Source organism: Actinoplanes subglobosus, assembly GCF_042650585.1.
GTDB classification, from domain to species: domain Bacteria; phylum Actinomycetota; class Actinomycetes; order Mycobacteriales; family Micromonosporaceae; genus Actinoplanes; species Actinoplanes subglobosus.
Genome location: NZ_JBHSBL010000027.1, coordinates 123879 through 144601, shown reverse-complemented (window position 1 = coordinate 144601; position 20723 = coordinate 123879). Strand labels below are relative to the sequence as shown.

General features: G+C 70.7%; 18 protein-coding genes. 6 read left to right on the top strand and 12 right to left on the bottom strand.

What is annotated here, in order from left to right; all coding sequences use genetic code 11:
- Nucleotides 1-732: 732 nt before the first annotated feature.
- The gene (locus ACFO0C_RS40410) at nucleotides 733-1743 is read right to left on the bottom strand and encodes a LacI family DNA-binding transcriptional regulator (protein ID WP_378072106.1); all 1011 of its coding nucleotides are present in this window, start codon (nucleotides 1741-1743) and stop codon (nucleotides 733-735) included.
- A gap of 91 nt (nucleotides 1744-1834) precedes the next feature.
- Here ACFO0C_RS40410 and ACFO0C_RS40405 point away from each other — a divergent pair, with 91 nt between their 5' ends.
- From ACFO0C_RS40405 to ACFO0C_RS40395, 3 genes are read left to right on the top strand one after another with little or no spacing between them, the layout of a single operon-like run.
- On the top strand, nucleotides 1835-2839 hold the full coding sequence (locus tag ACFO0C_RS40405) for a GlxA family transcriptional regulator (protein WP_378072105.1): 1005 nt from the start codon (nucleotides 1835-1837) through the stop codon (nucleotides 2837-2839).
- Nucleotides 2836-3807 carry a type I glyceraldehyde-3-phosphate dehydrogenase gene (gene gap / locus ACFO0C_RS40400; RefSeq protein ID WP_378072104.1) on the top strand — a complete coding sequence of 324 codons (972 nt, stop codon included), beginning with the start codon at nucleotides 2836-2838 and terminating at the stop codon, nucleotides 3805-3807. The genes ACFO0C_RS40405 and gap overlap by 4 nt, the downstream gene beginning before the upstream one ends.
- Before the next feature lie 9 nt (nucleotides 3808-3816).
- Nucleotides 3817-4833 (top strand): LacI family DNA-binding transcriptional regulator, encoded by a 1017-nt coding sequence (locus tag ACFO0C_RS40395; protein ID WP_378072103.1) that lies wholly within the window; start codon nucleotides 3817-3819, stop codon nucleotides 4831-4833.
- A 659-nt stretch (nucleotides 4834-5492) separates the two neighbouring features.
- Here the strand turns inward: ACFO0C_RS40395 and ACFO0C_RS40390 are convergent.
- Nucleotides 5493-6059, bottom strand: a complete 567-nt coding sequence (locus ACFO0C_RS40390; protein ID WP_378072102.1) for a helix-turn-helix domain-containing protein — start codon at nucleotides 6057-6059, stop codon at nucleotides 5493-5495.
- A 136-nt stretch (nucleotides 6060-6195) separates the two neighbouring features.
- On the opposite strand from ACFO0C_RS40390, the gene ACFO0C_RS40385 reads away from it, so the two are divergent.
- Together ACFO0C_RS40385 and ACFO0C_RS40380 are read left to right on the top strand one after the other, a co-directional pair.
- A complete protein-coding gene (locus tag ACFO0C_RS40385; RefSeq protein ID WP_378072101.1) occupies nucleotides 6196-6423 on the top strand; it encodes a hypothetical protein in 228 nt (75 codons plus the stop codon).
- Complete coding sequence (locus tag ACFO0C_RS40380; RefSeq protein ID WP_378072100.1) at nucleotides 6375-7172, top strand: class I SAM-dependent methyltransferase; 798 nt, start codon at nucleotides 6375-6377, stop codon at nucleotides 7170-7172. The genes ACFO0C_RS40385 and ACFO0C_RS40380 overlap by 49 nt, the downstream gene beginning before the upstream one ends.
- 434 nt (nucleotides 7173-7606) lie before the next feature.
- On the opposite strand, the gene ACFO0C_RS40375 is transcribed toward ACFO0C_RS40380, so the two are convergent.
- Together ACFO0C_RS40375 and ACFO0C_RS40370 are read right to left on the bottom strand one after the other, a co-directional pair.
- Complete coding sequence (locus ACFO0C_RS40375; RefSeq protein WP_378072099.1) at nucleotides 7607-9793, bottom strand: MFS transporter; 2187 nt, start codon at nucleotides 9791-9793, stop codon at nucleotides 7607-7609.
- Nucleotides 9790-10224, bottom strand: a complete 435-nt coding sequence (locus ACFO0C_RS40370) for a hypothetical protein (protein ID WP_378072098.1) — start codon at nucleotides 10222-10224, stop codon at nucleotides 9790-9792. The genes ACFO0C_RS40375 and ACFO0C_RS40370 overlap by 4 nt, the downstream gene beginning before the upstream one ends.
- Before the next feature lie 216 nt (nucleotides 10225-10440).
- On the opposite strand from ACFO0C_RS40370, the gene ACFO0C_RS40365 reads away from it, so the two are divergent.
- Entirely contained in the window at nucleotides 10441-11070 is a 630-nt protein-coding gene (locus ACFO0C_RS40365; protein WP_378072097.1) for a hypothetical protein, read from the top strand.
- 9 nt (nucleotides 11071-11079) lie between these two features.
- Here the strand turns inward: ACFO0C_RS40365 and ACFO0C_RS40360 are convergent, their stop codons facing one another.
- The 8 genes from ACFO0C_RS40360 to ACFO0C_RS40325 all read right to left on the bottom strand — a co-directional run bounded on the left by ACFO0C_RS40360 (nucleotide 11080) and on the right by ACFO0C_RS40325 (nucleotide 20671).
- The gene (locus tag ACFO0C_RS40360; RefSeq protein WP_378072096.1) at nucleotides 11080-11565 is read right to left on the bottom strand and encodes a DUF6584 family protein; all 486 of its coding nucleotides are present in this window, start codon (nucleotides 11563-11565) and stop codon (nucleotides 11080-11082) included.
- A 97-nt stretch (nucleotides 11566-11662) separates the two neighbouring features.
- Entirely contained in the window at nucleotides 11663-12907 is a 1245-nt protein-coding gene (locus ACFO0C_RS40355; protein WP_378072095.1) for a hypothetical protein, read from the bottom strand.
- Nucleotides 12908-13030: 123 nt separating this feature from the next.
- The gene (locus tag ACFO0C_RS40350) at nucleotides 13031-13642 is read right to left on the bottom strand and encodes a fascin domain-containing protein (RefSeq protein WP_378072094.1); all 612 of its coding nucleotides are present in this window, start codon (nucleotides 13640-13642) and stop codon (nucleotides 13031-13033) included.
- Nucleotides 13643-13779: 137 nt separating this feature from the next.
- Entirely contained in the window at nucleotides 13780-15093 is a 1314-nt protein-coding gene (locus tag ACFO0C_RS40345) for a pectate lyase family protein (RefSeq protein ID WP_378072093.1), read from the bottom strand.
- Between the two features lie 197 nt (nucleotides 15094-15290).
- Nucleotides 15291-16409 (bottom strand): Gfo/Idh/MocA family protein, encoded by a 1119-nt coding sequence (locus ACFO0C_RS40340; RefSeq protein ID WP_378072092.1) that lies wholly within the window; start codon nucleotides 16407-16409, stop codon nucleotides 15291-15293.
- Complete coding sequence (locus ACFO0C_RS40335) at nucleotides 16406-17869, bottom strand: mannitol dehydrogenase family protein (RefSeq protein WP_378072091.1); 1464 nt, start codon at nucleotides 17867-17869, stop codon at nucleotides 16406-16408. The genes ACFO0C_RS40340 and ACFO0C_RS40335 overlap by 4 nt, the downstream gene beginning before the upstream one ends.
- A 64-nt stretch (nucleotides 17870-17933) precedes the next feature.
- Nucleotides 17934-19355: a glucuronate isomerase gene (gene uxaC, locus ACFO0C_RS40330; RefSeq protein WP_378072090.1), complete on the bottom strand. Its 1422-nt coding sequence runs from the start codon at nucleotides 19353-19355 to the stop codon at nucleotides 17934-17936.
- Complete coding sequence (locus tag ACFO0C_RS40325; protein ID WP_378072089.1) at nucleotides 19352-20671, bottom strand: Gfo/Idh/MocA family protein; 1320 nt, start codon at nucleotides 20669-20671, stop codon at nucleotides 19352-19354. The genes uxaC and ACFO0C_RS40325 overlap by 4 nt, the downstream gene beginning before the upstream one ends.
- Nucleotides 20672-20723: the final 52 nt, after the last annotated feature.

The window sequence follows — 20723 nt, the reverse complement described above, 5'->3', positions numbered from 1 at the left end:
AATCCACTTGTGGGCGCGCCAGGCACCCACGCAAGCCCACGACAGCCCGCAAAGGGGCGACGCAAGCACCCCATACCAGGTCCGGGCCCACCTACCGCCGCCCCGAAGGCGGTAAGAGCAACCAATCCACTTGTGGGCGCGCCGGGCGCCCACGCGACAGTCCCGAAGGGCGACCCAAGCACCCCATACCAGACCCGGGTCCACCTACCGCCACCCCGAAGGCGGTAAGAGCAACCGATCCGCCTGAGGACGCGCCGGGCGCCCGCACGAAAACACGACAGTGCGGAAGGGCAGCGCAAGCACCCCATATCAGGTCCGGGTTCACCTGCCGCCGCCCCGAAGGCGGTGAGAGCAACCGATTGGCTTGTGGGTGCACGGGACGCCCGCGCGAAACGGGCGCGCATCAAGGCGAGCCCGATCAGGGACGGACCGCCGGGCAGCCTGCTACAGCGACACGATCAAGGACAGACAGCCGGGCAGCCTGCAACAGCAACACGATCAACGACGGACCGCCGCGCAGCCTGCAACAGCAACACGATCAACGACGGACCGCCGCGCAGCCTGCAACAGCAACACGATCAAGGACGGACGGCCGGGGAGCGTGGTTTGGCGGTGCGATCGGGGTTTGACGGTGGGCAACGGCTACGCCCGTGCGGCGCGCTGGGCGGCTGGACCAGCCGCCCGCGTCGCGGGGACAGCCACGGGAGTGGCGTGCGGCGTACAAATAAAGGATTAAGCGGAACCACGCAGGATCAGGCGGGTGGGCAGCACCGTTTCGAAGTCGGCTGGCTCGTCGCCGTCGATCTTGGCGAGGAGGAGCCGGACCATCTCCTGGCCCATCTGCTCGACCGGCTGGTAGACGCTGGTCAGCGGCGGGTCGGTGTGGCGGGCGATGACGGAGTCGTCGAAGCCGACGACGGCGACGTCCTGCGGGACGCGGCGGCCGGCACGGCGCAGGACGCGGAGGGCACCGGCGGCCATCATGTCGGAGGCGGCGAAGACGGCGTCGATCTGCGGGTACTGCTGGAGGAGCCACTCCATGGCGGCGGCGCCGGAGAGTTCGCCGAAGTCGCCGCGGGCGGCCGGGCCCTCACCGACGACGTCGCGGTAACCGTCGTAGCGGGCGATACCGACGGCCATGTCGAGCGGGCCGGTGATCGTGGCGATGCAGCGGCGGCCCTGGTCGCGGAGGTAGGCGACGGCGGCGCGGGCCCCGGCGCGGTTGTCGGCGTCGACGAAGCTGACCGGCTCCGGGTGGTAGGGGCGCCCGGCCCGCACCGTGGGGACGCCGCGCTCCTCGAGGATGGCCGGGAGCGGGTCGTCGCCGTGCAGGGAGAGCAGCAGTGCGCCGTCGACGTGCTGGCGGGTGAGGTATCCCTCCAGCTGGCGGCGCTCCTCGGGGGCCTGCGCGATCATCAGGACCATCTGCAGGTTGCGGGCGACCAGCACCGATGAGATGGACTGCACGATGCGGCCGAAGAAGGGCTCGGCGAAGAACCGCTCCCCGGACTCGAAGATCACCAGGGCTATCGAATCGGTTCGCTGGGTGACGAGCGCGCGGGCCGCCCTGTTCGGGACGTAGCCGAGCGCGTCGATCGCCTCCTGGACGGCTTCCCGCGCTTTGGGACTGACCTGTGCCGACCCGTTCACCACTCGGGACACGGTGCCACGGCCGACGCCGGCCCTGGCCGCGACCTCTTCCAGAGTCGGCCGCCCGGTGGAGCGGCTCCGATCTTGATTCATCGCTGAACCGTCCTTTCCGCGACCGACCCACGGTACACGTGCGGCCTGCGGCTTTCCAGGGTGGTGGCGGCGCTGCGGCAGAGTTACCGGGGTGACAGTTCACCGCATCACGGTTCTGGTGCTACCGGGTGCCGCACCGCTGGACGTCGGCATCAGCGCGCAGATCTTCGCCCCGCGGCACGGTCTGCCCTATGAGACGCGGCATTGTTCGCTCGCGGCGGGTCCGGTCGAGGGCCGGGACGGACTGGGGTTCGTGGTGGGGCACGGGCCGGAGGCGCTCGACGACGCGGACACTGTGATCGTGCCCGGGTTCAGCAATCCGACGCGGCGGCTGGACCAGCGGATTCTCGACGGGCTGCGGGAGGCGGCGTTCCGTGGCGCGCGGACGGTGTCGATCTGCACGGGTGCGTTCGCGCTGGCCGCGGCGGGGATCCTGGACGGCCGGCGGGCGACCACGCACTGGTCGATGGCACCGGTGCTGGCCCGGGAGTATCCGAAGATCGACGTCGACCCGGGGGTGCTCTTCGTCGACGAGGGGCGGGTGCTGACGTCGGCGGGGGTGGCGGCCGGGATCGACCTGTGCCTGCACATCATCCGGCGTGACCACGGCGTGCAGGCGTCGAACACGGTGGCCCGGCGGATCGTGGCCGCCCCGTACCGCAGTGGCGGCCAGTCGCAGTTCGTGCCCCGTACCGTGCCGGAACAGCTGGGTGAACTGTTCTCGGCGACCCGGGAGTGGGCGCTGCACCGGCTGGGTGAGCCGATCGGGGTGGCCGACCTGGCCCGGCACGCGGGGGTGTCGACGCGCACGTTCGGCCGGCGGTTCGTGGAGGACACCGGGTACACGCCGATGCACTGGATCCTGCGGGCCCGGATCGATATGGCGCGTTCACTCCTGGAGGCGAGCGCGCTGAGCGTGGAGCAGATCGCCGCGGAGACGGGGCTGGGCACCGGCGCGAATCTGCGGCTGCACTTCCAGCGGATCCTGGACATGACGCCGACCGGTTATCGGAGGGCGTTTGGCGGAAAGCTTGCGGGATCCGGCGGTTCTCCAGCGGCCGTTCCTTCGCCGCCGGCCGGAGAATTGTCAGCATGAGAGCTGCCATCAACGGCTTCGGCCGCATTGGACGAAATGTCCTCCGAGTCGCCGCCGGACGAGACGACGGCATCGAGATCGTCGCGATCAACGACCTGACCGGCGCCCGCACTCTCGCCCACCTGCTCCGCTACGACAGCACCCTGGGCCGCTTCCCCGGAACGATCGAAGCCGCAGATGATCATCTGATCGTCAACGGTCACAAGATCGCCGTGACCGCCGAGTCCGACCCGTCCCGGCTTCCGTGGCAGGACATCGACGTCGCGATCGAGTCGACGGGCCGGTTCACCGCCGGCGCCGGCGTCCATGTCACCCGGAAAGTCCTGGTCACCGCCCCGGCCAAGGGCGCCGACGTGACCATCGCCTACGGCCTGAACCACGACGCGTACGACCCGGCCCGCCACCGCGTCGTCTCGAACGCCTCCTGCACCACGAACGCCCTGGCCCCGGTCGCGTCGGTGCTCGACGACCTGGCCGGCATCGAGGCCGGTTCGATGACCACGGTGCACGCCTACACGCAGGAGCAGAACCTGCAGGACGGCCCGCACCGTGACCTGCGGCGGGCCCGGGCCGCCGGCGTCAACATCGCCCCGACGACGACCGGCGCGGCGACCGCCATCGGCGCCGTCCTCCCCCGGCTCGACGGGAAGCTGTCCGGATACTCGGTGCGGGTGCCGGTTCCGGTCGGTTCACTGGTCGAACTGAACGCCCTGGTCAGCCGTGAGGTGACGGTCCAGGAGATCAACGCGGCGTTCGAGGCGGCAGCGTCCGGACCGCTGCGCGGCGTGCTGGAGTTCTCGTCCGACCCGCTGGTGTCGTCGGACATCACCGGCAACCCGGCGTCGTCGGTCCTCGACTCCCTCCTGACCGCCGCGAACGGCCGACTGGTCAAGCTCGTGGCCTGGTACGACAACGAATGGGGCTTCGCGAACCGGGTCGTCGACACATTGACGCTCCTGGCCCGTTAACCTGTGCGGATGGCGGTCACCCTGGCGGATGTTGCCCGGCTCGCCGGGGTGTCCCCGGCGACCGTCTCCCGCGTCATCAACGACAGTGCGAAAAAGGTCAACGAGGACCTGCGGGAGCGGGTCCTCGCGGCGGTGCGGCAGCTGCACTACGTGCCCAACGCGCACGCGCAGAACGTGGCGCGTCCCCGCAAGTCGGCGGTCGGTGTGATCGTCCACGACGTCTCCGACCCGTACTTCGCCGAGATCACCCGCGGCCTGCAGCGTCAGGCCGGGGCACACGACCGGCTCCTGGTGATCTGCAACAGCTACCGGGAGCCGGAGCGTGAGCTGGCCTATGTCGGCCTGCTCCGCGCCCAGCAGGTGCACGCGCTGATCCTGGCCGGTTCCGGCTACCACGACGACGAGTTCACCGAGCGGCTCAACGGCGAGCTGGAGGCGTATCAGCAGGCCGGCGGCCGGGTCGCCGTGATCGGCCGGCACCGCCTGGTCGGCACCGCGGTCCTGCCCGGCAACGAGGCCGGCGCGCACGAGCTGGGCCTGCGCATCCTGGAGCTGGGTCACCGCGAGATCGGCGTGATCGCCGGCCCGCGCTACCTGACGACGACGACCGACCGCCTGACCGGTTTCCGCCGGGCCTTCGCCGACACCGGAGTCGAGCTGCCGTCGTCGAGGCTCATCTACTCCGACTTCACCCGCGACGGCGGCGCCGCCGCGGCCGGCACCCTGATGGACGCACAGCCCGGCCTGACCGCCCTGATCACCTTGAACGACTCGATGGCGGTCGGCGCGATGGCCACCCTCCGCGAGCGAGGCATCCGCGTCCCCGAGGACGTCTCGGTGACCGGTTTCGACGACATGCCGATCGCCCGCGACGTCACCCCCGCCTTGACGACGGTCCGCCTGCCGCTGGTCGAGATGGGCGAGCGAGCGATGGCCCTGGCCCTCGACGACGACCACATCCCGCACGCCGAGCCGGCCGACGCCACCCTCGCCTGGCGCTCCTCCTGCGTCCCCCCACCCCGCTGACCCGCCGTTCCCCGCGCCTTTCATCACCGGCCCCGGCGCCCTCTCGCGAGCTCACCGGCCTCACCCTGACGCCCTGCGGCCTCACGCCGACACCTTTCCCGCGCCCTTCCGGCGGCCTCACGCCGACACCCTTCCCGCGCCCTCACGCTGACACCCTTCCGGCGGCCTCACGCCGACACCCTTCCCGCGCCCTTCCGGCGGCCTCACGCTGACACCTTTTCCGCGCCCTTCCGGCGGCCCGGCACGAACCCAGACCCCGACGCCTTCCTTGCACGGTTCCGGCGGGCTCACCGTCGAAATCCCCAACGCCTTCTAAGGCATTTCCGAAATGTCGCTCATTTCCGGTTTTTCATTTGATACGGCCACCCATGCACCGGTCCACGAAAGAGGAATCCTCGCGTGAAGCAGGTCGGGCCGGACCGACCCTTCAGCGACTGCCGGACAGAAACGATCGTCAGGCGTCGACATAGTTGCGCTCACCGTCCGGAACAATCGCCACGCGTCGACATAGTTGCGCTCACCGTCCGAAACGATCGCCACGCGTCGAAATAATTGCGCTCACCGTCCGAAACGATCGCCACGCGTCCACATAGTTGCACTCACCGTCCGAAACGATCGTCAGGCGTCCACATAGTTGCACTCACCGTCCGAAACGATCGTCAGGCGTCGACGTGGTTACGCTCACCGTCCGGATCGAACACGGCGATCACCTCGGCCGGCCCGCCCCGCGCCCCGAACGCATGCGGTGTCATCGTCGAGAACGACGCCGCCTCCCCTTCCTGAACCAGCACTTCCCGCTCCCCGAGCAGCAGCTCCACGGTCCCCGACAGCACCGTGAACCAGTCCCGCCCCGGATGGACTCGCTGATCCTCGGGCCGCCGCGACGCCGGCCGACTGACCCTGATGCGAGCCACGGTGAGCCCGTTGCGCCCGTCGTCCCCGCTGAGCACCCACGTAGTCATCCCCCGCTCGGGATGGTGATGAGGCTTGATGACCACGGCATCCCCCGCAGTCTCGACCAGCTGATCAAGACTGGCCCCGAGCGCCCGCGCGATGGCCGTGAGCTGGTCGAGCCCGATCCGTCGATGCCCCGTCTCGATCCGGCTCAGCGTCGACGAACTCAGAAAGCACCGCCCCGCCAACTCATCGAGCGACCACCCTTTGGCGATCCGAAGCCCCCGGATACGAGCCCGAACGATCGCATCAATCTCAGCGTCTTGCGTCATACGCAAGATTGTATGCGCCAGCCGCAATCTCAACCTACAGTCGTTCACATGGCACACGCTCACCAGCACAGCAGCAAACACAGCACCTCAGCCCCGCTCAGCGATGAGGGCCACAGCCCCACACACGGACAGGGCGGTGAGCACCAACGCGGAAACGGTCACGGCGGCGATCACGACCATGGACATGGACATGGACATGGACATGGACATGGACATGGACATGGACATGGACATGGACATGGACATGGACACGGACACGGTGATCAGCACGGGCATGGTGGGCACCGTCACGGGAGCAGTGACGGGCTGCAAGAGATGCTCGATCTGGACGCCGAGGTGGCCGCCACCCAGCTGGCCGAGCTGACCACGCGGGCCGCCCACCTGGCCGGAGATCACCCGATCCGCGACATCCTCGACATCGGCGCGGGCACCGGGACCGGCACGTTCGCCCTGCTCCGCCGCTTCCCCGAGGCGACCGTCACCGCGATCGACACCTCCGACGAGATGCTGAGTCACCTGCGGGCAAGCGCCGCCCGCCACAACCTGGCCGACCGGATCCACCCGCTCCGCGCCGACCTCGACGAGGGCTGGCCGACGACTCCCAGGGCGGACCTGATCTGGGCATCATCCTCGATGCACCACATGGCCGACCCCGACCGGGTGCTCCGTGACATCCACACCACCTTGCGACCCGGCGGCCTGTTGACCGTGATCGAGATGGAACGGATGCCCCGCTTCCTCCCCGACGACCTGGGCTTCGGCACGCCCGGCATGGAGGCCCGCTGCCACTCCCTGCTGGACGAGGCCCGAACCGCGCATCTCCCGCACATCGGCTCCGACTGGCCGTCCCGCCTGACCGCCGCCGGTTTCACGATCCTCGAGTCCCGTGACCTGACCGTCGACATCCCGTCACCACTGCCGGAGACCGCGATCCGCTACGCCCACGCCACCCTGAGCCGCATCCGATCCGCCCTGGCCGACCAGCTCTCCCCCGAGGACGCGGCAACCCTGGACGCCTTGCTCACCATGGAAGGCCCGCAGGCCCTCAGAACCCGGACCGACCTGAGGGTTCACAGCACCCGCTCGGTCTGGATCACCACCCGCACCCGGTAACGAAACCGAGCACCTCACCGCCCTCATGAAGGCGACTGCCGAACCCAACCCACCAACGGGCGCATCTACCGCCCACCAAGGCCTACCAGAACACCCCACTCACCAACGGGCGCATCCGCCGCCCCATCAAGGGCCGCCACACCGCCCACCAAGGCCTACCCGAACACCCAACCCACCAACGGGCGCATCCACCGCCCCATCAAGGGCCGCCACAACACCCAACACACCACCGGGTGCGTCCGCCGCCCACCAAGAACCGCCCGGCTCGGCGAGGGCCACACGCACCGGCCACACCAGGGACAGTTTCGGTAGGCGGCTCGGTGACCGGGACCGGTTCGAGTGTCGGTCCCGACGACCCCGGACGGGCTCAGGAACTGACGAAGCCGGCCCCAGCACCGCCCCGGAGGCAGCGCTGGGAGCCGGCCACGGACAGGTCAGGCGGTAGCGGTCTCCGCCGCACGCTCCTCGATGATCGACTTGATGCGATCGGCCTGGACCCGGCTCTTGATCCCGGTCACGGCCTGCACCTTGTAGCGACTCAACCGCCCGGTGCTGCGCAGATGCTCGAAGAGTTCGGCACCGTGCATCTCCAGGAGGTCCTCGTCGCTGGCGGGACGGACGCTCTGCGGGCGGGGCAGGAGTTCGGCCCAGGGCTGGGCGCTGCCGGGGGCGATCATGCCGCTGAGGGCGAGCACGTAGTCGCCGACAAATCGGCGGATCGTGCCGTCGTCGAGGCGGGGCGCGCTGGGTGCGAGCAGGTCGGCGAGTTCCTCCGGGTCGAGGGGCTGGCCGTCGCCGAGTTCCTCCTCGAGGGCGGCGCGCAGGTCGAGGAGGGCGTTGTGCCACGCCTCGGAGCCGGGCTGGGCGAGGGCCGGGGAGGGCAGGAAGTCCCGCCAGGGGTAGGCGGATTCGACGTGCTCGCCGTCCAGCTCACTGATGTACTCGTTGATGAACGTGCGGACCACGCCTTCGCCGAGTTCCTGCACGCGCGGGGCGAGCTTGCGGGCGAGTTCGGTGCGCCGCATGTAGTTCATCTCGGGCAGGTCCTCGGCGGTGATCTCCTCGGCGACCATCTTGCTGAGACGGTCGACGGCGAGCCGCCACCAGGGCGAACCGGCGATGCTGACGGCCGGCCGTGCCCCGGTCGGGGTGGACGCCCAGGCCGGGGTGGCGGCCGGAGCCGGCGACACGGGCGCGGACGGCACAGCCGCCCGCTGCACGGGAACCGGCAGCACGCCGTTCCCGGCGGCGACGGCACGCTCCACGATGGTGGCCCGCCCGGAGACGGGCGGCTCGACCGGTTCCACGGACTGGCCGTTGACCGTGGATCGCCGCTCGACGGCCATCGTCGGCTCATCCGAAGCCGGGACGGGCACAGAGCCGGAGGCCAGGCCCGGAGCCGGAGCCGGAGCCCGAGCGGGGGCCGGGGCCGGGGCCGGGGCCGGGGCCGGGGCCGAAGAAACCTCGGCGGCCGGGCGAACGAACTGGACCGGCTCCACGAACTGAACAGCCTGCCCAGCGGGAGACGAAACGGACGGGACGGCCGGAGGCGAAACGACGGGAGACGAAACGGACGGGACGGCCGGAGGCGAAACGACGGGAGACGAAACGGACGGGACGGCCGGAGGCGAAACGACGGGAGACGAGACAGCCGGCAACGAGGCCGTCTGCGCCGACTCAGCCGGCGGCGAGACAGCCGCGGGCGCGGCAGGCACCGACGCCGGAACAGGCTCGACAGGAGAGGGCAGCGGCGGAGACGAGTCGAGTCCGGCGAGGACAGCCGCCGCGGGCGCCGCACTCTTGACGGGCACATTGATCCGCACGGCACCGGGCACGAGCAGATCCATCACCCGCTGGATCCGGGCCAGCTGCTCGATGACCTCGTCGACGACCGGCTCCCCCGCCGTCCGCGCGTCCTTGAGCAGCCGGTTACGCCACCACGGCTTGGGGAATCGCCCGGCACTGACCCGGTGGTAGTTGACGACCATCCGCCGCACCTGACGCTCGGCCCCCATCCGTACCAGATCGGGGTCGTCGTCGGGAATGAGCCATCCCCAGCGCTCGGCGAGCCGGCGCGGGCTGTAGGCGAAGCGCCCGCGCCGCACCCGCTGACCGGCGGCGGTCAGCGCCGCCCACCACATCAGGAAGATCATGCACGGTACGGCCAGCCGCAGCAGTTTCTCGGTGAAGGTGACCGCGTTGCTGGCCACGATGACACCGGACAGTCCCGCGATGAGCGCCGCGATCCACAGCATCGGCCCCGGATGACCGGGCGTGACGATCGTCCCGTCCGGCGCATAGGTCGAGGTGCGCCGATACTGCTCGGCGGCGAGTGATGTGGCGGTGAGGAAGCAGATCTCGAACACCGCGAACACCAGCACCGCGAAGATCGGCGGCAGTCGCAGCTGGTCGATCGCGATGACCCACATGCCTTCGGCGTTGAGCAGCAGCGCCAGGTTCATGCTGAAGGCCAGCGCGATCGGCCGCAGCGGCTTCTTCGACCGCTTGGCCCAGATCGCGAAGCTGATCAGCAGCACCACGCCGAGCAGGCCGCCGGCCAGCAGCACGAGCGCCGCATAGTCCTGCCAGAAGTCGGCGATCAGGTCGTTGAACTGCTTCACGAGGTGACGCCTTTCAAAGCTGCCGAAGGGGAAGCCGGGAGGAACTCGTCGAGTGCGGCGGCGATCAGCGCCGAACGATTGCCGGTAGTGTGCCGTGCCGCCAGCTCGTCGATGACGGCGAGGTTGGCCGGATGGGGCCGGATCGACACCTGGACCCGGTCCTCGCGGTGCCGCCGTCGCCCGGACCGCTGGGTGAGGAAGATGCCGTCGGTCCCGCCGCCGGGCTCGCCGTCCTCGCCGACGACCTCGGCGAGCCGGGTGTGGGTGGCGTTGAGCGCGTCGAACACCAGCTGGGTGTGGGAGCGGCCGGTGGCGGCGGCCCGCTCGCGCAGCCGGGAACGCACGCCGACGGGCAGGTAGACGACGACGCTTCCGCCGGCTCGGACGGCACCGCCCTCGCCGTCGGTGATCGTGTGTGTGCTCCCTGGCACTGCCGGTCCTCCCCTGTGTCGATCGCTGTCGGCGGGCTTTCTACCACGTCCGCGTTAAGGACTCGAACCGCCACGCGCGGGAGAGGAGGCTATCCGATAGTGCTATCCGACTGCGATGTGGCCGGCGTCCCGCCGGACGGACCCGAGTGGCGAAGATCGAGATGTCGCCCTACGGTCGGATCGATGGGGATCGTGCGCGGGGAGGGGTAAGGAGCGATGGTCTGGACGTGGGCCGCCATCGCGGTCGCGGCCGTCGTCGCGGTTCTGACGAGTGTCGCGGCGGTGGCCATCTGGCAGCGGCCACGGCGGGCGTCGGGTCCGGGTGAGGTGGAGCAGCTGCTGGCCGACGCGGGGGCGGTGCGGGCCGCCGCCGAGCGGGCCGCCGAGGCCGCCGAGGAGGCGCGCCTGGAGGCGGAGCGGTCGGCCGGGGTGCGGGACCAGGCGGAGGACCGTTTCCTGGAGGCCCGATGGGAGGCCCGGGTGGCGACGGCGGACGAGGCGCATCTGCTGGTGCAGCGGGCGGCCCTGGCGGCGTACCGGCGCGGGGAGTTGTCGGTGGAGCAGCTCAACGGCATCTGGCACCACGCCGGGCCGCCGGCCGAGCAGCTCGACGACGGCCGGGTCCGTGACGCGAGACGCGCCTACGAGGCGGCGGTGGCGGAGACCGTGCAGTCCCGCGAGCAGGTGCACGTGGCGTCGGTGGCCGCCGAGGTGCTGATCGAGGAGGCCCGTAACGCCGAGGTCGACGTGCTGGAGGCGTGGGAGGCCCGGGAGGCGGCCCGCCCCACCCTGGACAAGCTCTTCCAGGAGGAGAGCGACAAGCTGTTCCAGGAGGAGAGCGCGTAGGCGGTTCGGTCAGAGGAGCCACCTGACCACGGTGACCAGGCCGATCACCGCCAGCACCGGAATGGCCCCGATCAGTGTGAGGACCAGCCCGAAGAAGAGGCGGTCGAGCCAGGTGTCCGGTTCGACGGCGGTCATCGGTACCGGGATGCCGTGTTCGGCACCGGCCCGCTCGGTGAGGGCGAGGTAGCGTGCCGACGCGCGCGGGCCGAGACCGGACGGGTGGACGCCGCGCAGGGTGTTGACCTGTTCCCAGGCGGCGCGCCGGCTCCTCTCGAACGCGGCGATCTCGGCGTCGGTGGCGTCCTCGGTGAGAAAGCCCCACCGGCCGGCTTCGGCGAGGTTGCCGGTGGCCCGGTGGACGGCGGCGAGCCGGGCACGGATGTCGAGATCGCCCGGATCGGCGGCGGCCAGGCTGCTCAGCCGCTGGATCGCGAGGTAGGTGTGACCGCGTTCGAGATCGCTGTCAACACGGGCCAGAACGTCGGTCTTCGCCATGATCGATATTCTCGCGCACCGATACCGGCGAAACCGCGGGACCTCACCGCTGGTGAACGAGAACNNGGCCGGGCGTTCGTCGATCAGGCGTGACAGGTCACTTGTTCAGGTTGCAGGCCGACAGGCCCTCGGCGTTCAGGTTCGGCTTGGCGGCGTTGCGGCCGATCGCCGTCTCCATCCGGTTGATGGTCGCGAAGCGCTTGTCCGCCAGCGGGCCGAGGATGGCGTTGTTGATGAAGTTCACGCCACCCTGGAAGGCCGTGCTCTTGATCCGGGCGTTGGCCTCGTTGATCTGGGTCTGGAGCAGAGCCAGGTTCCGGTCGATCTCGGCCTGCGCCTGGGACGGGATCGCCACGTTGATCACGACGTCCGGGCAGTCCACCTGGGCGGTGCCGTCATTGATGCCGACGTTGCCGGTGTTCCGGCTGGCCGCGGCCTGGTTGTTGCCCGCGTTGCCGGCGTTGCCGTTGTTGCCCGCGTTGCCGGCCGGGGCCTGCGTGGTCGGGGCAGCGGTCGGCTCGGCCGCGGCGCCACCTCCGGCGGCGTTGAGCGAGCAGGTCGACAGACCCTCGGCGTTCAGGTTCGGCTTGGCGGCGTTGCGGCCGATCGCCGTCTCCATCCGGTTGATGGTGGCGAAGCGCTTGTCCTTCAGCGGGCCGAGGATCGCGTTCTGGACGAAGTTCTTGCCGCCCTGGCCGACCGAGCTCTTCAGCCGGGCGTTGGCCTCGTTGATCTGGGTCTGGAGCAGAGCCAGGTTCCGGTCGATCTCGGCCTGCGCCTGGGACGGGATCGCCACGTTGATGACGACGTTCGGGCAGACGATCGTGCCGACGTTGGCGACCGCGGCGGCACCGGCCGACACGGCGGCGGCGGGTACGTTGGCCGGCTCCGGCGAGGCGTTGCCGCCGCCGTTGGCGTTGAGCGAGCAGGTCGACAGGCCCTCGGCGTTCAGGTTCGGCTTGTCCAGGACCCGGCCGATCGCCGTCTCCATCCGGTTGATGGTCGCGAACCGCTTGTCCTTCAGCGGGCCGAGGATCGCGTTCTGGATGAAGTTGTTGCCACCCTGACCCTGCGTGTTGGCGATCCGGGTGTTCGCCTCCTGGATCTGGGTGTTCAGCAGCTGCAGGTTACGGGCGATCTCCGCCTGCGCCTGGGCCGGCACGGCACCCAGCTTGTCCGCGACCGTCGGGCAGTTCACCGTGGGAACGCCGTTCTCGGCCGCGGCGGCCACACCCAGTCCGACGCTGACCACGGCCACCGCGACACCCGCCACACCGGCCACGCGCCAGCGTCGGATGTTGGATCCCCCGGCGTTGCTCCGGTAGCTCTGGTACCGCTTCATCTGCGTGCCTTCCTCTTGGACCACCTTCTCGCCGGTCCATACGGGAACGCTCCCAGTGGCGGATCACCCTTGATCGAAATAAAGAAAAACTTAAGGTTCGAGGTCTTCCACTTTAAAGGAACCTCACCATGCGAACGTCTCCTCGGCGCTCACGCTCGTGGCCCGGGCACGCAGGACGCCGTACAGATTGCCGGTGAAGGTGGTCTCCGCAGCGACCCATCGCCGGGTGTCCTTCGTGTAGAACGAGAACTGCCCACCGGGTGCGCTGTTGGAGTAGAAGCGCTCCCAGCCGCCGACCTTCTCGGCCTGCGCGCGCAGCATGCCGTACCGGGCGCCCGCGTAGTCGAGCTCCGCCGAGACGAACTCGTTGTTGGCCTGCGCACGGATCTTGGTGACGCCGGTGTCGGCGTCCCGGCAGACGATGAACTTCTCCCACTTGCCGGGAGCGGCCGCCCGGGCCCGCAGCGCGCCGTAGTTGGCGCCGTCCCAGCCGATCTCGGCGGAGACGAAGCGGCCGTTGGCCACCGACTTGATGGTGAGGTCGCGCCAGCACGGCACGTCGGCCGCGCCGGTCGCGGCGGCCACGTCGTGGCGCATCTGCTCCATCACGGCCGGACCGGCACCGGACGGGGTGAGGATCGCCGTGGAAGCGGACGCGCCGGCCGGTTCCGCGAGACTGGCGAGAAGAAGGATTCCGACCGGGACCGCCGCCAGGCGGCGGACAGCACTATTCATGAGAACCACTCCGCAAATACGGAAATGTCGGGAATAGGCGTCAGCGTAGTCGAGGCTGAACACGCCGGTCCGGACGTTGGAGAATCCGCGCGGAGACCGATTCCCGGCCCGCCGGTGACGGGCCGGGAATCAGCGACTCAGCACCGGCCCGCGCCGGCACCCTTGTTGACCAGCGCCGGAACCGCGGCGGTGGGCGTGACCGGGCCGGCCCGCAGGGCCGGGATCCAGCCCGCGTCGGTGCCCAGATCCGGGTCGTGCAGAGCGTTGTACTCGCCGACCAGATCGACCGCCCGCACCGGCCCGGTACCGACCCGGGTCAGCGTGCCGATCTCGGTGATCGCCGTGCCGCCCCAGTCGTAGACGACGTTGTCGAGGGCGATGTCCGCACTGCGCAGCAGGAAGTTGTTCTCGGCGTAGATGGCCGAGTAGACCCCCACACCCCACGAGTACGAATAGTCGTCCTCGTCGGTCTGGTAGTAGTAGTTGTTGTACACGTCGACCTGACCGAAACGCACCCGCGGAACGCGCTGCCCCACATTGGCGAATTTGTTGTGGTGCAGGGTGACGCGCAGTTTCCCGACATCCGCGCCGACGGTGTTGCTCGACCCGATCAGCATCGTCTTGTCGTGTTCCTGGAAGACGTTCCAGGAAGCGGTGACGTAATCGGAGGCCCGGATGATGTCGAGCGCGCCGTCGTGCACCTGATAGGGCCGTCCGAGGTGGAGCGGCTGGTTCTCGTCGACGTTGTTCCCGTCGCTGAACGTGTTGTGGTCCGCCCACACATGCGTCGCCCCGGTCAGGGTCACCATGTCGTAGGCGGAATTCCAGTTACCGAGCGAACCGTCGGTCGGATCCCAGGCCGGGAAACAGTCGGCCGCGTCCTCGAACCGCACGTTGCGCACGATCACGTTGTCCACGTTCTGGATCAGCAGGTTGCCGCCGACCAGCCGCGCGTTCGGCAGCCCGTAGACCGTCGTGTTCGCGCCCACCTTGAGCTGGACCCGCGCCGCCTGGTTGCGCTGCGAACGGACCCGCGCCTCCTCCAGCGGCCCGGTCGGCCGGCTGGCACGGCCCCACACCGCGGGGTCGTAGGCGGCGAGATAACCGTCCAGGCTGTAAGCCGGATCCGCGTAATCGGCACACGTCAGCGGATTGCCGGCGTCGTCCTCATTGGCGTTGATGGTGCCTTTGATCAGCACGATCCGAGGCGTCGGATCGGTGCCCCCGGCCAATGCGGCGGCCAATTCGGCGCGATTGCTCACGACGAACACGTGCGCGTCGTCGGCCGCGGCGCCACCGGTGGTCCCGGTGGTGGAAGCGGCCCAGCCGTCGTTGACGGGAAGGACCTCCCGCGCCCCGGCCGGCGTTTTCACCGGTGCCGCGGAAGCGGGGACAGTGGCGACACCGGCGGCGAGGACGAGGCCGATGGTCGCGGCGAGAGCGGTACGCACGGCCTACCCGGCCGTTTCCCGGCCCGATATGACATTCACTTCGTCAAACCCTTTCTCTCAGAGACGGAAACCCTTTTCCGGTACGGCAGGAAAAGCCCGCGAACGCAGGCCGCTCCCTCCCGTGGCTCCCCCGCGACGCCGGCGGCACACCGGACCGGACCGCGACCGCCGGGCTGATCCGGTGGTTCCGCGTGGCGCTAGCGGGTGGGTAGTGCGCCGAGCGCGACCCGGTGGCCGGGCCGCGCCCACGGCACGCCGGTCTCGGAGGGCAGCCGCCCCGTATCGGCCACCTCCCGGACCAGCGAGTCGATGCCGGCGACGACCGAGCCGCCCCCGTCCGGGTGCGGTGTCAGCCACTCCGGGCCGATCTCCTCCGGAGCGGGCGAGGCCACGATCGCCTCGGCCACGGCGGTGAACCCGGCGGTCCGCCCGAGCGGTGCCAGCAGGGGCACGGCCGGATCGCGCCGGTGGTCGAGCAGGTTCTCCAGCAGCCCGGCCCGGCCCGGGACGTGCCGGAACTCCGATTCACCGGACAGCCGGAGGCGGTCGGTCGGGTACTCCAGGACGGCGTCGCCGACCCGGATCTCCCCGGCGATGAAGACCGGCGACGCCAGGGTCACGGCCGCGGTGATCCGCTTGCCGTCCGTTCCGGTCAGCCGCAGGAACGTCGTGTCGTCGGTCTCGATCGCCCGGGTCCGGTAGCGCTCCAGTTCGAGGGTCACCGGCTCGAACCGGCCGGCCACCACGAGTGCCTGCATGAGCGCGTGCGCGAACGGGTTGACCAGGGCCCCGTCCAGCACCGGCCGCCCGTCGACCAGGCGTCTCCCGGCCCACGGCGCCCGCTGGTAGTAGGTGTCCGGCCGCCACCAGGCCCCGGTCACCCCGATGTCCCCGCTCGGCTCGGTGGCACACAGCTCGGCGAGCGCCACCGAGCCGAGCGCCTGGAACCCGATCTGCAGGATCCGCCCGCCGGACGACGCCGCCTCGGCCAGCTTCTCGTGCTCGGCCAGCGACATCACCGGCGGCTTCTCCAGCAGCAGATCGGCGCCGGCCGCGAACACGTCCAGCGCGAGGGCCAGATGGGTGTGCGGCGGGGTGCAGATCACCACGACGTCGGGTCGCGTGGCCGCGAGCAGCTCGGTGTGGTCGGTGAAGAACGGCACCCCGTCCAGCGGCGCGTCCGGGTGGGCCGGAACCGGCTGCCGGTCGCAGAGCCCGGCCACCTCGATCCGCCCGGCGTCGAGAAGCCGCTGCAGCGTCCGCCGGTGCGACAGCCCGTGCCCACCGGCCCCGATCAGCGCGACCCTGATCGTCATCGCCCGAGACCTCCGATGGTCGCCTCGACCCCGTGTCGTTCCAGTTCGCCGTACCAGCGGATCAGCTCGGTGCGCAGCACCTCGTCGCCGGCCAGGTGCGGCGGGAAGACCTCGGGCAGGGCGAGCAGCGCGCCGACCACGCCGGGCGCGGTGTCCGGGGCGGCGGCGAGCGCCTCCCGGATCCGGTTCGCCAGGGGGTCGTCCAGGTGGAGGGGAGCGCCGCTGTCGGCGTACCCCCTCGCGAAGCGCATCCATGCGGCCAGGACGAGGATCGCCCAACCGGGAGTGGCGCCGATTCGCCGCCGGTCGGCGATGGTGCCGAGCAGCCGGTGCGGCAGTTTCTGGGTGCCGTCCATCGCGACCTGGAGGTTGCGGTGGCCGAGTTCACGGTTGGCGAACCGGCCGAGGGCGGTCTCGCCGTAACCGGTGACGGTGACGCCCGGGGGTGGTGCGAAGGTCGGCGCGATGTCCTCGGCGACGAACCGGCGCAGCATCGCCGGCAGTCCGGGGATCTCCAGGGAGTCGGCGATCAGCTCGCGGCCCGCCAGTGCCCCGAGATAAGCGCATGCCGAGTGGACCGCGTTGAGGGCCCGCAGTTTCAGCTTCTCCCACGAGGTGACGTCGTCGGTCATGATCGCGCCGACGCCGTCCCAGTCCGGCCGCCCGCCGGGGAAGTCGTCCTCGATCACCCACTGGGTGAACTGTTCGGCGACGACCGGGACCGCGTCGTCGGCGCCGAGGGCGAGAGCGGTCCGCCGGATGTGCTCGGCGCTGGTGGCCGGGACGATCCGGTCCACCATGGTGGCCGGGAACGCCACCCCGCCCGGCAGTTGCGCGCCGGCGACGTCGAGCGCCTGCTCGACCATCCCGCGGATGCGCGGGCCGTTGCCCATCAGGTTGTCGCAGCAGAGCACGGTCAGCGGTCCGCCACCGGCGGCCTGCCGCCGCAGCAGACCACGGACGAGCAGCGCCGGTACGGCCGTCGGCGGCGCGTGCCCGGTCAGCTGGGCCCGCAGCTCGTCGTCGAGGAGGAGCCGCCCGCCCGGGTCGAGCCGGTACGCCTTCTCGGTGACGGTCATCGACACGATCCGCACCCCGGGGTCGGCGATCGCCGCGACCACCCCGTAGGGATCGCCGGCCGCGTGCCCGAACCCGGCCAGGATGCCGACCGCCTTGGCCCGGTCCGCTCCGTCGCCGACGGTCAGGACGCTGTACAGCCCGTCCTGTTCCCGCAGCCGGTCGAGGATCTGCCGGGAGCGCGGCGCCACCCCGATGATCCCCCAGTCGCCACCCGACGCGGCGACCGCCGACTCGGTGAAGACGGCCTGGTGGGCCCGGTGGAACGCGCCGAGTCCGAGGTGGACGATCCCGGGCCGCACCGAGCCGGGCGCGACGGCCGGACGGGACGCACCGGGCAGCGACGCCAGGGCACCGCGGTCGAGGCGGTAGGTCACCGTCATGGCGTTTCCCCCACTCGGGAGTCAAAAGCGCAGTTGACCGAAGCCATGAGCTCCCTCCGGTCGCTCATGACTTCTCACCCAGCCGGAAGACCCGCTTCGGCAGGTGGTACGCCAGGTCGGCGATGGTCTCGGCGGCCTCGTCGAGCGGCAGCGTGCCCTCGGCGACCAGCTTGGCGAGGTAACCGGCGTCGACGCGGCGGGCCACGTCGTGCCGGGCCGGGATGGAGCAGAACGCCCGGGTGTCGTCGACGAAGCCGGACGTGTTGTAGAAACCGGCCGTCTCGGTGACCGACTCGCGGAACCGGCGCAGCGCGTTCGGGCTGTCCAGGAACCACCAGGGCGCACCCAGGTAGAGCGACGGGTAGCCGCCGGCGAGCGGGGCGAGCTCCCGGCTGAACGCGGTCTCGTCCAGGGTGTAGAGCACGATCCGCAGGCGGGGGTCGGTGCCGTGGGCGTCGAGCAGTGGCCGCAGCGCGTGCACGTAGTCGGTGGCCGCCGGGATGTCACCGCCGGTGTCCCGGCCGTGCCGCTCGTACAGGTCGCGGTTGTGGTTGCGGACCGAACCCGGGTGCAGCTGCATGACCAGGCCGTCGTCGAGCGACATGCGGGCGAACTCGACGAGCATGTGCCCGCGGAACGTCTCGGCGTCCGCCGCGCTCGCGCCGCCACCCAGGGCCTTGCGGTAGAGGACCGCGGCGTCGGCGTCGTCCAGGACCACGGTCCGTGCGGTCAGATGACCGTGGTCGGAACTCGTCGCGCCGGCCTCGATGAACGCCTGCCGGCGGCTGCGCAGCGCGGCCAGGAAACCGGAGTAGGTGCCGACGTCCAGGCCGGTGAGCGCGCCCAGCTCGGCGACCCGCTCGGCCCAGCCCGGCCACTCCGGGTCGACCAGGTTGTCCGGGCGGAAGGTGGTGATCACCCGTCCGCCGGGGCCGCCCCAGCCGTCGGCGGCGAGCTTGGCGTGCGCCTGCAACTCGTCCAGCGGGCTCTCGGTGGTGGCGAGGACCTCGATGTTGAACCGGGTGAACAGGGCCCGCGGCCGGTACCCGGGCTCGGCCAGCCGGGCGGACAGCTCGTCGTAGATCTCGTCGGCGGTGTCGGCGCCCAGCCGCGCGGAGATGCCGAAGACGTCGGCGAGGACCTTCTCGGTCCAGAGCCGGGACGGGGTGCCCCGGAAGAGCCGCCAGTTCGCGGCCAGGAGCCGCCAGATCGCGCGGCCGTCGGTCTCCACCTCCGAACCGTCCACGCTGGGCACCCCGAGGCGGGCCGGCGGGATGCCCTGGCTGGCCAGCATCCGGGTGACGTAGTGGTCGGGGACCACGAACAGCCGGGCCGGGTCGGGGAACGGCTGGTCGTCGGCGAGCAGCAGCGGGTCGACGTGCCCGTGCGGGCTGATCAGCGGCAGGTCCTTCGCATGCTGGTACAGCTCGCGGGCGATCTGCCGCTGGGCCGGCTCGGCGGGGAGGAGGTGGTTCTCGTCGGTCACCTGTTGTCCTTGAGATCGAGGAGGTCGTGCACGCGGATGGCCTGGCCCTGGACCAGGGACTCGTTGGCGGCGAGGCCGGTGAGCAGGGCCCGGGCGCCGTCGACGGCGCCGGCGGTACGGCCGAGCGGGTCGGCCGGCGCGTCAGGGCGGATCAGGTCGGCGAGCATCCGGACGTCGGCGCCGCCGTGCCCGTGGCGGGCCAGCCCGTCCACCGTGATCTCCCGTGGCGGGGCCCAGAACGGCCGTACCAGAAGCCGTTTGAAGCCTTTCTCAGCGGTCGACTCGGCGCCCGGCTCGCCCTTGACGCCGGCGGCGGCGCCCGGTGCGACGTGGTCGCTCTCCACCACCTCCAGTTCGAGGCGGCCACGGCTGCCGTTGAACATCACCCGGTAGCCCTCCCAGGGGGCGTAGGCGGTGAGGTGGTAGCTCATCGACGCGCCACCGGTGTAGCGGACCAGGACCGCCATGTCGTCCTCGATGGTCACGCCGGGTGCGAAGACGTTGCGGTCCCGGTGGTAGCCGTCGTGGTCCTCGGCGTCGAGGTAGAGCTCCTTCATCGCCGGCTCGTCGGCCATCCGCAGCGCGAACGGGTCGCCGTCGGCGTCGGTCGCGCCGTGCGCCCGGTCGTAGTCGCGGGCGTAGCCGTGCCGCCGGCCCTGGTCGCCGTAGAAGAACAGGCGCCCGGACGCGAACACCTGGTCGGGGCTGTCGTCGAGCCACCAGTTGACCAGGTCGAAGTGGTGCCCGGCCTTGTGCACCAGCAGGCCGCCGGAGTTCTCCTTGGCCCGGTGCCAGCGGCGGAAGTAGTCGGCGCCGTGCCGCACGTCGAGCAGCCACTCGAAGTGGACCGAGCCGACCTCGCCGATCTCGCCGGACGAGATGACCCGCTTCACCGCCTCGTGCAGCGGGTTGTAGCGGTAGTTGAAGGTGACCCGGACGTCGCGCCCGGTGCGCCGCTGGGCCTCCAGGATGCGCCGGCAGCCGGCGGCGTCGACGGTCATCGGCTTCTCGGTGATGGCGTCGCAGCCGGCTTCGAGAGCGGCCACCACGTAGTGGTCGTGATAGCGGTCCACGGTCGCGACCAGCACGACGTCGACGCGCTCCCGCTTGAGCATCTCGGTGAAGTCGGCCGCGTCGTAGACGGGGACGGGCTTCGGGAGCCGCCTGTTGTGGGCGGCGAGCCGGGCGGGATTGGTGTCGGCCATGGCCACCAGCTCGGCCACGTCCGCGTGGTCACCGGTGATCGCCCGGACGAACATTCCAGCCCGTGCGCCGGCGCCCACGAGGGCGTACCGGCGGGGTGGGGACGGGGGCATTCCGTCGCCTCCATTCGGCAAACGTTTGCAACAGATTAGGGACGGAAGCACG

Coding starts and splice junctions, on each gene's coding strand:
- ACFO0C_RS40410 (WP_378072106.1), bottom strand. CDS start 1,743: ATGAATCAAGATCGGAGCCGCTCCACCGGGCGGCCGACTCTGGAAGAG.
- gap (WP_378072104.1), top strand. CDS start 2,836: ATGAGAGCTGCCATCAACGGCTTCGGCCGCATTGGACGAAATGTCCTC.
- ACFO0C_RS40395 (WP_378072103.1), top strand. CDS start 3,817: ATGGCGGTCACCCTGGCGGATGTTGCCCGGCTCGCCGGGGTGTCCCCG.
- ACFO0C_RS40390 (WP_378072102.1), bottom strand. CDS start 6,059: ATGACGCAAGACGCTGAGATTGATGCGATCGTTCGGGCTCGTATCCGG.
- ACFO0C_RS40380 (WP_378072100.1), top strand. CDS start 6,375: ATGCTCGATCTGGACGCCGAGGTGGCCGCCACCCAGCTGGCCGAGCTG.
- ACFO0C_RS40365 (WP_378072097.1), top strand. CDS start 10,441: ATGGTCTGGACGTGGGCCGCCATCGCGGTCGCGGCCGTCGTCGCGGTT.
- ACFO0C_RS40360 (WP_378072096.1), bottom strand. CDS start 11,565: ATGGCGAAGACCGACGTTCTGGCCCGTGTTGACAGCGATCTCGAACGC.
- ACFO0C_RS40355 (WP_378072095.1), bottom strand. CDS start 12,907: ATGAAGCGGTACCAGAGCTACCGGAGCAACGCCGGGGGATCCAACATC.
- ACFO0C_RS40350 (WP_378072094.1), bottom strand. CDS start 13,642: ATGAATAGTGCTGTCCGCCGCCTGGCGGCGGTCCCGGTCGGAATCCTT.
- ACFO0C_RS40340 (WP_378072092.1), bottom strand. CDS start 16,409: ATGACGATCAGGGTCGCGCTGATCGGGGCCGGTGGGCACGGGCTGTCG.
- ACFO0C_RS40335 (WP_378072091.1), bottom strand. CDS start 17,869: ATGACGGTGACCTACCGCCTCGACCGCGGTGCCCTGGCGTCGCTGCCC.
- ACFO0C_RS40325 (WP_378072089.1), bottom strand. CDS start 20,671: ATGCCCCCGTCCCCACCCCGCCGGTACGCCCTCGTGGGCGCCGGCGCA.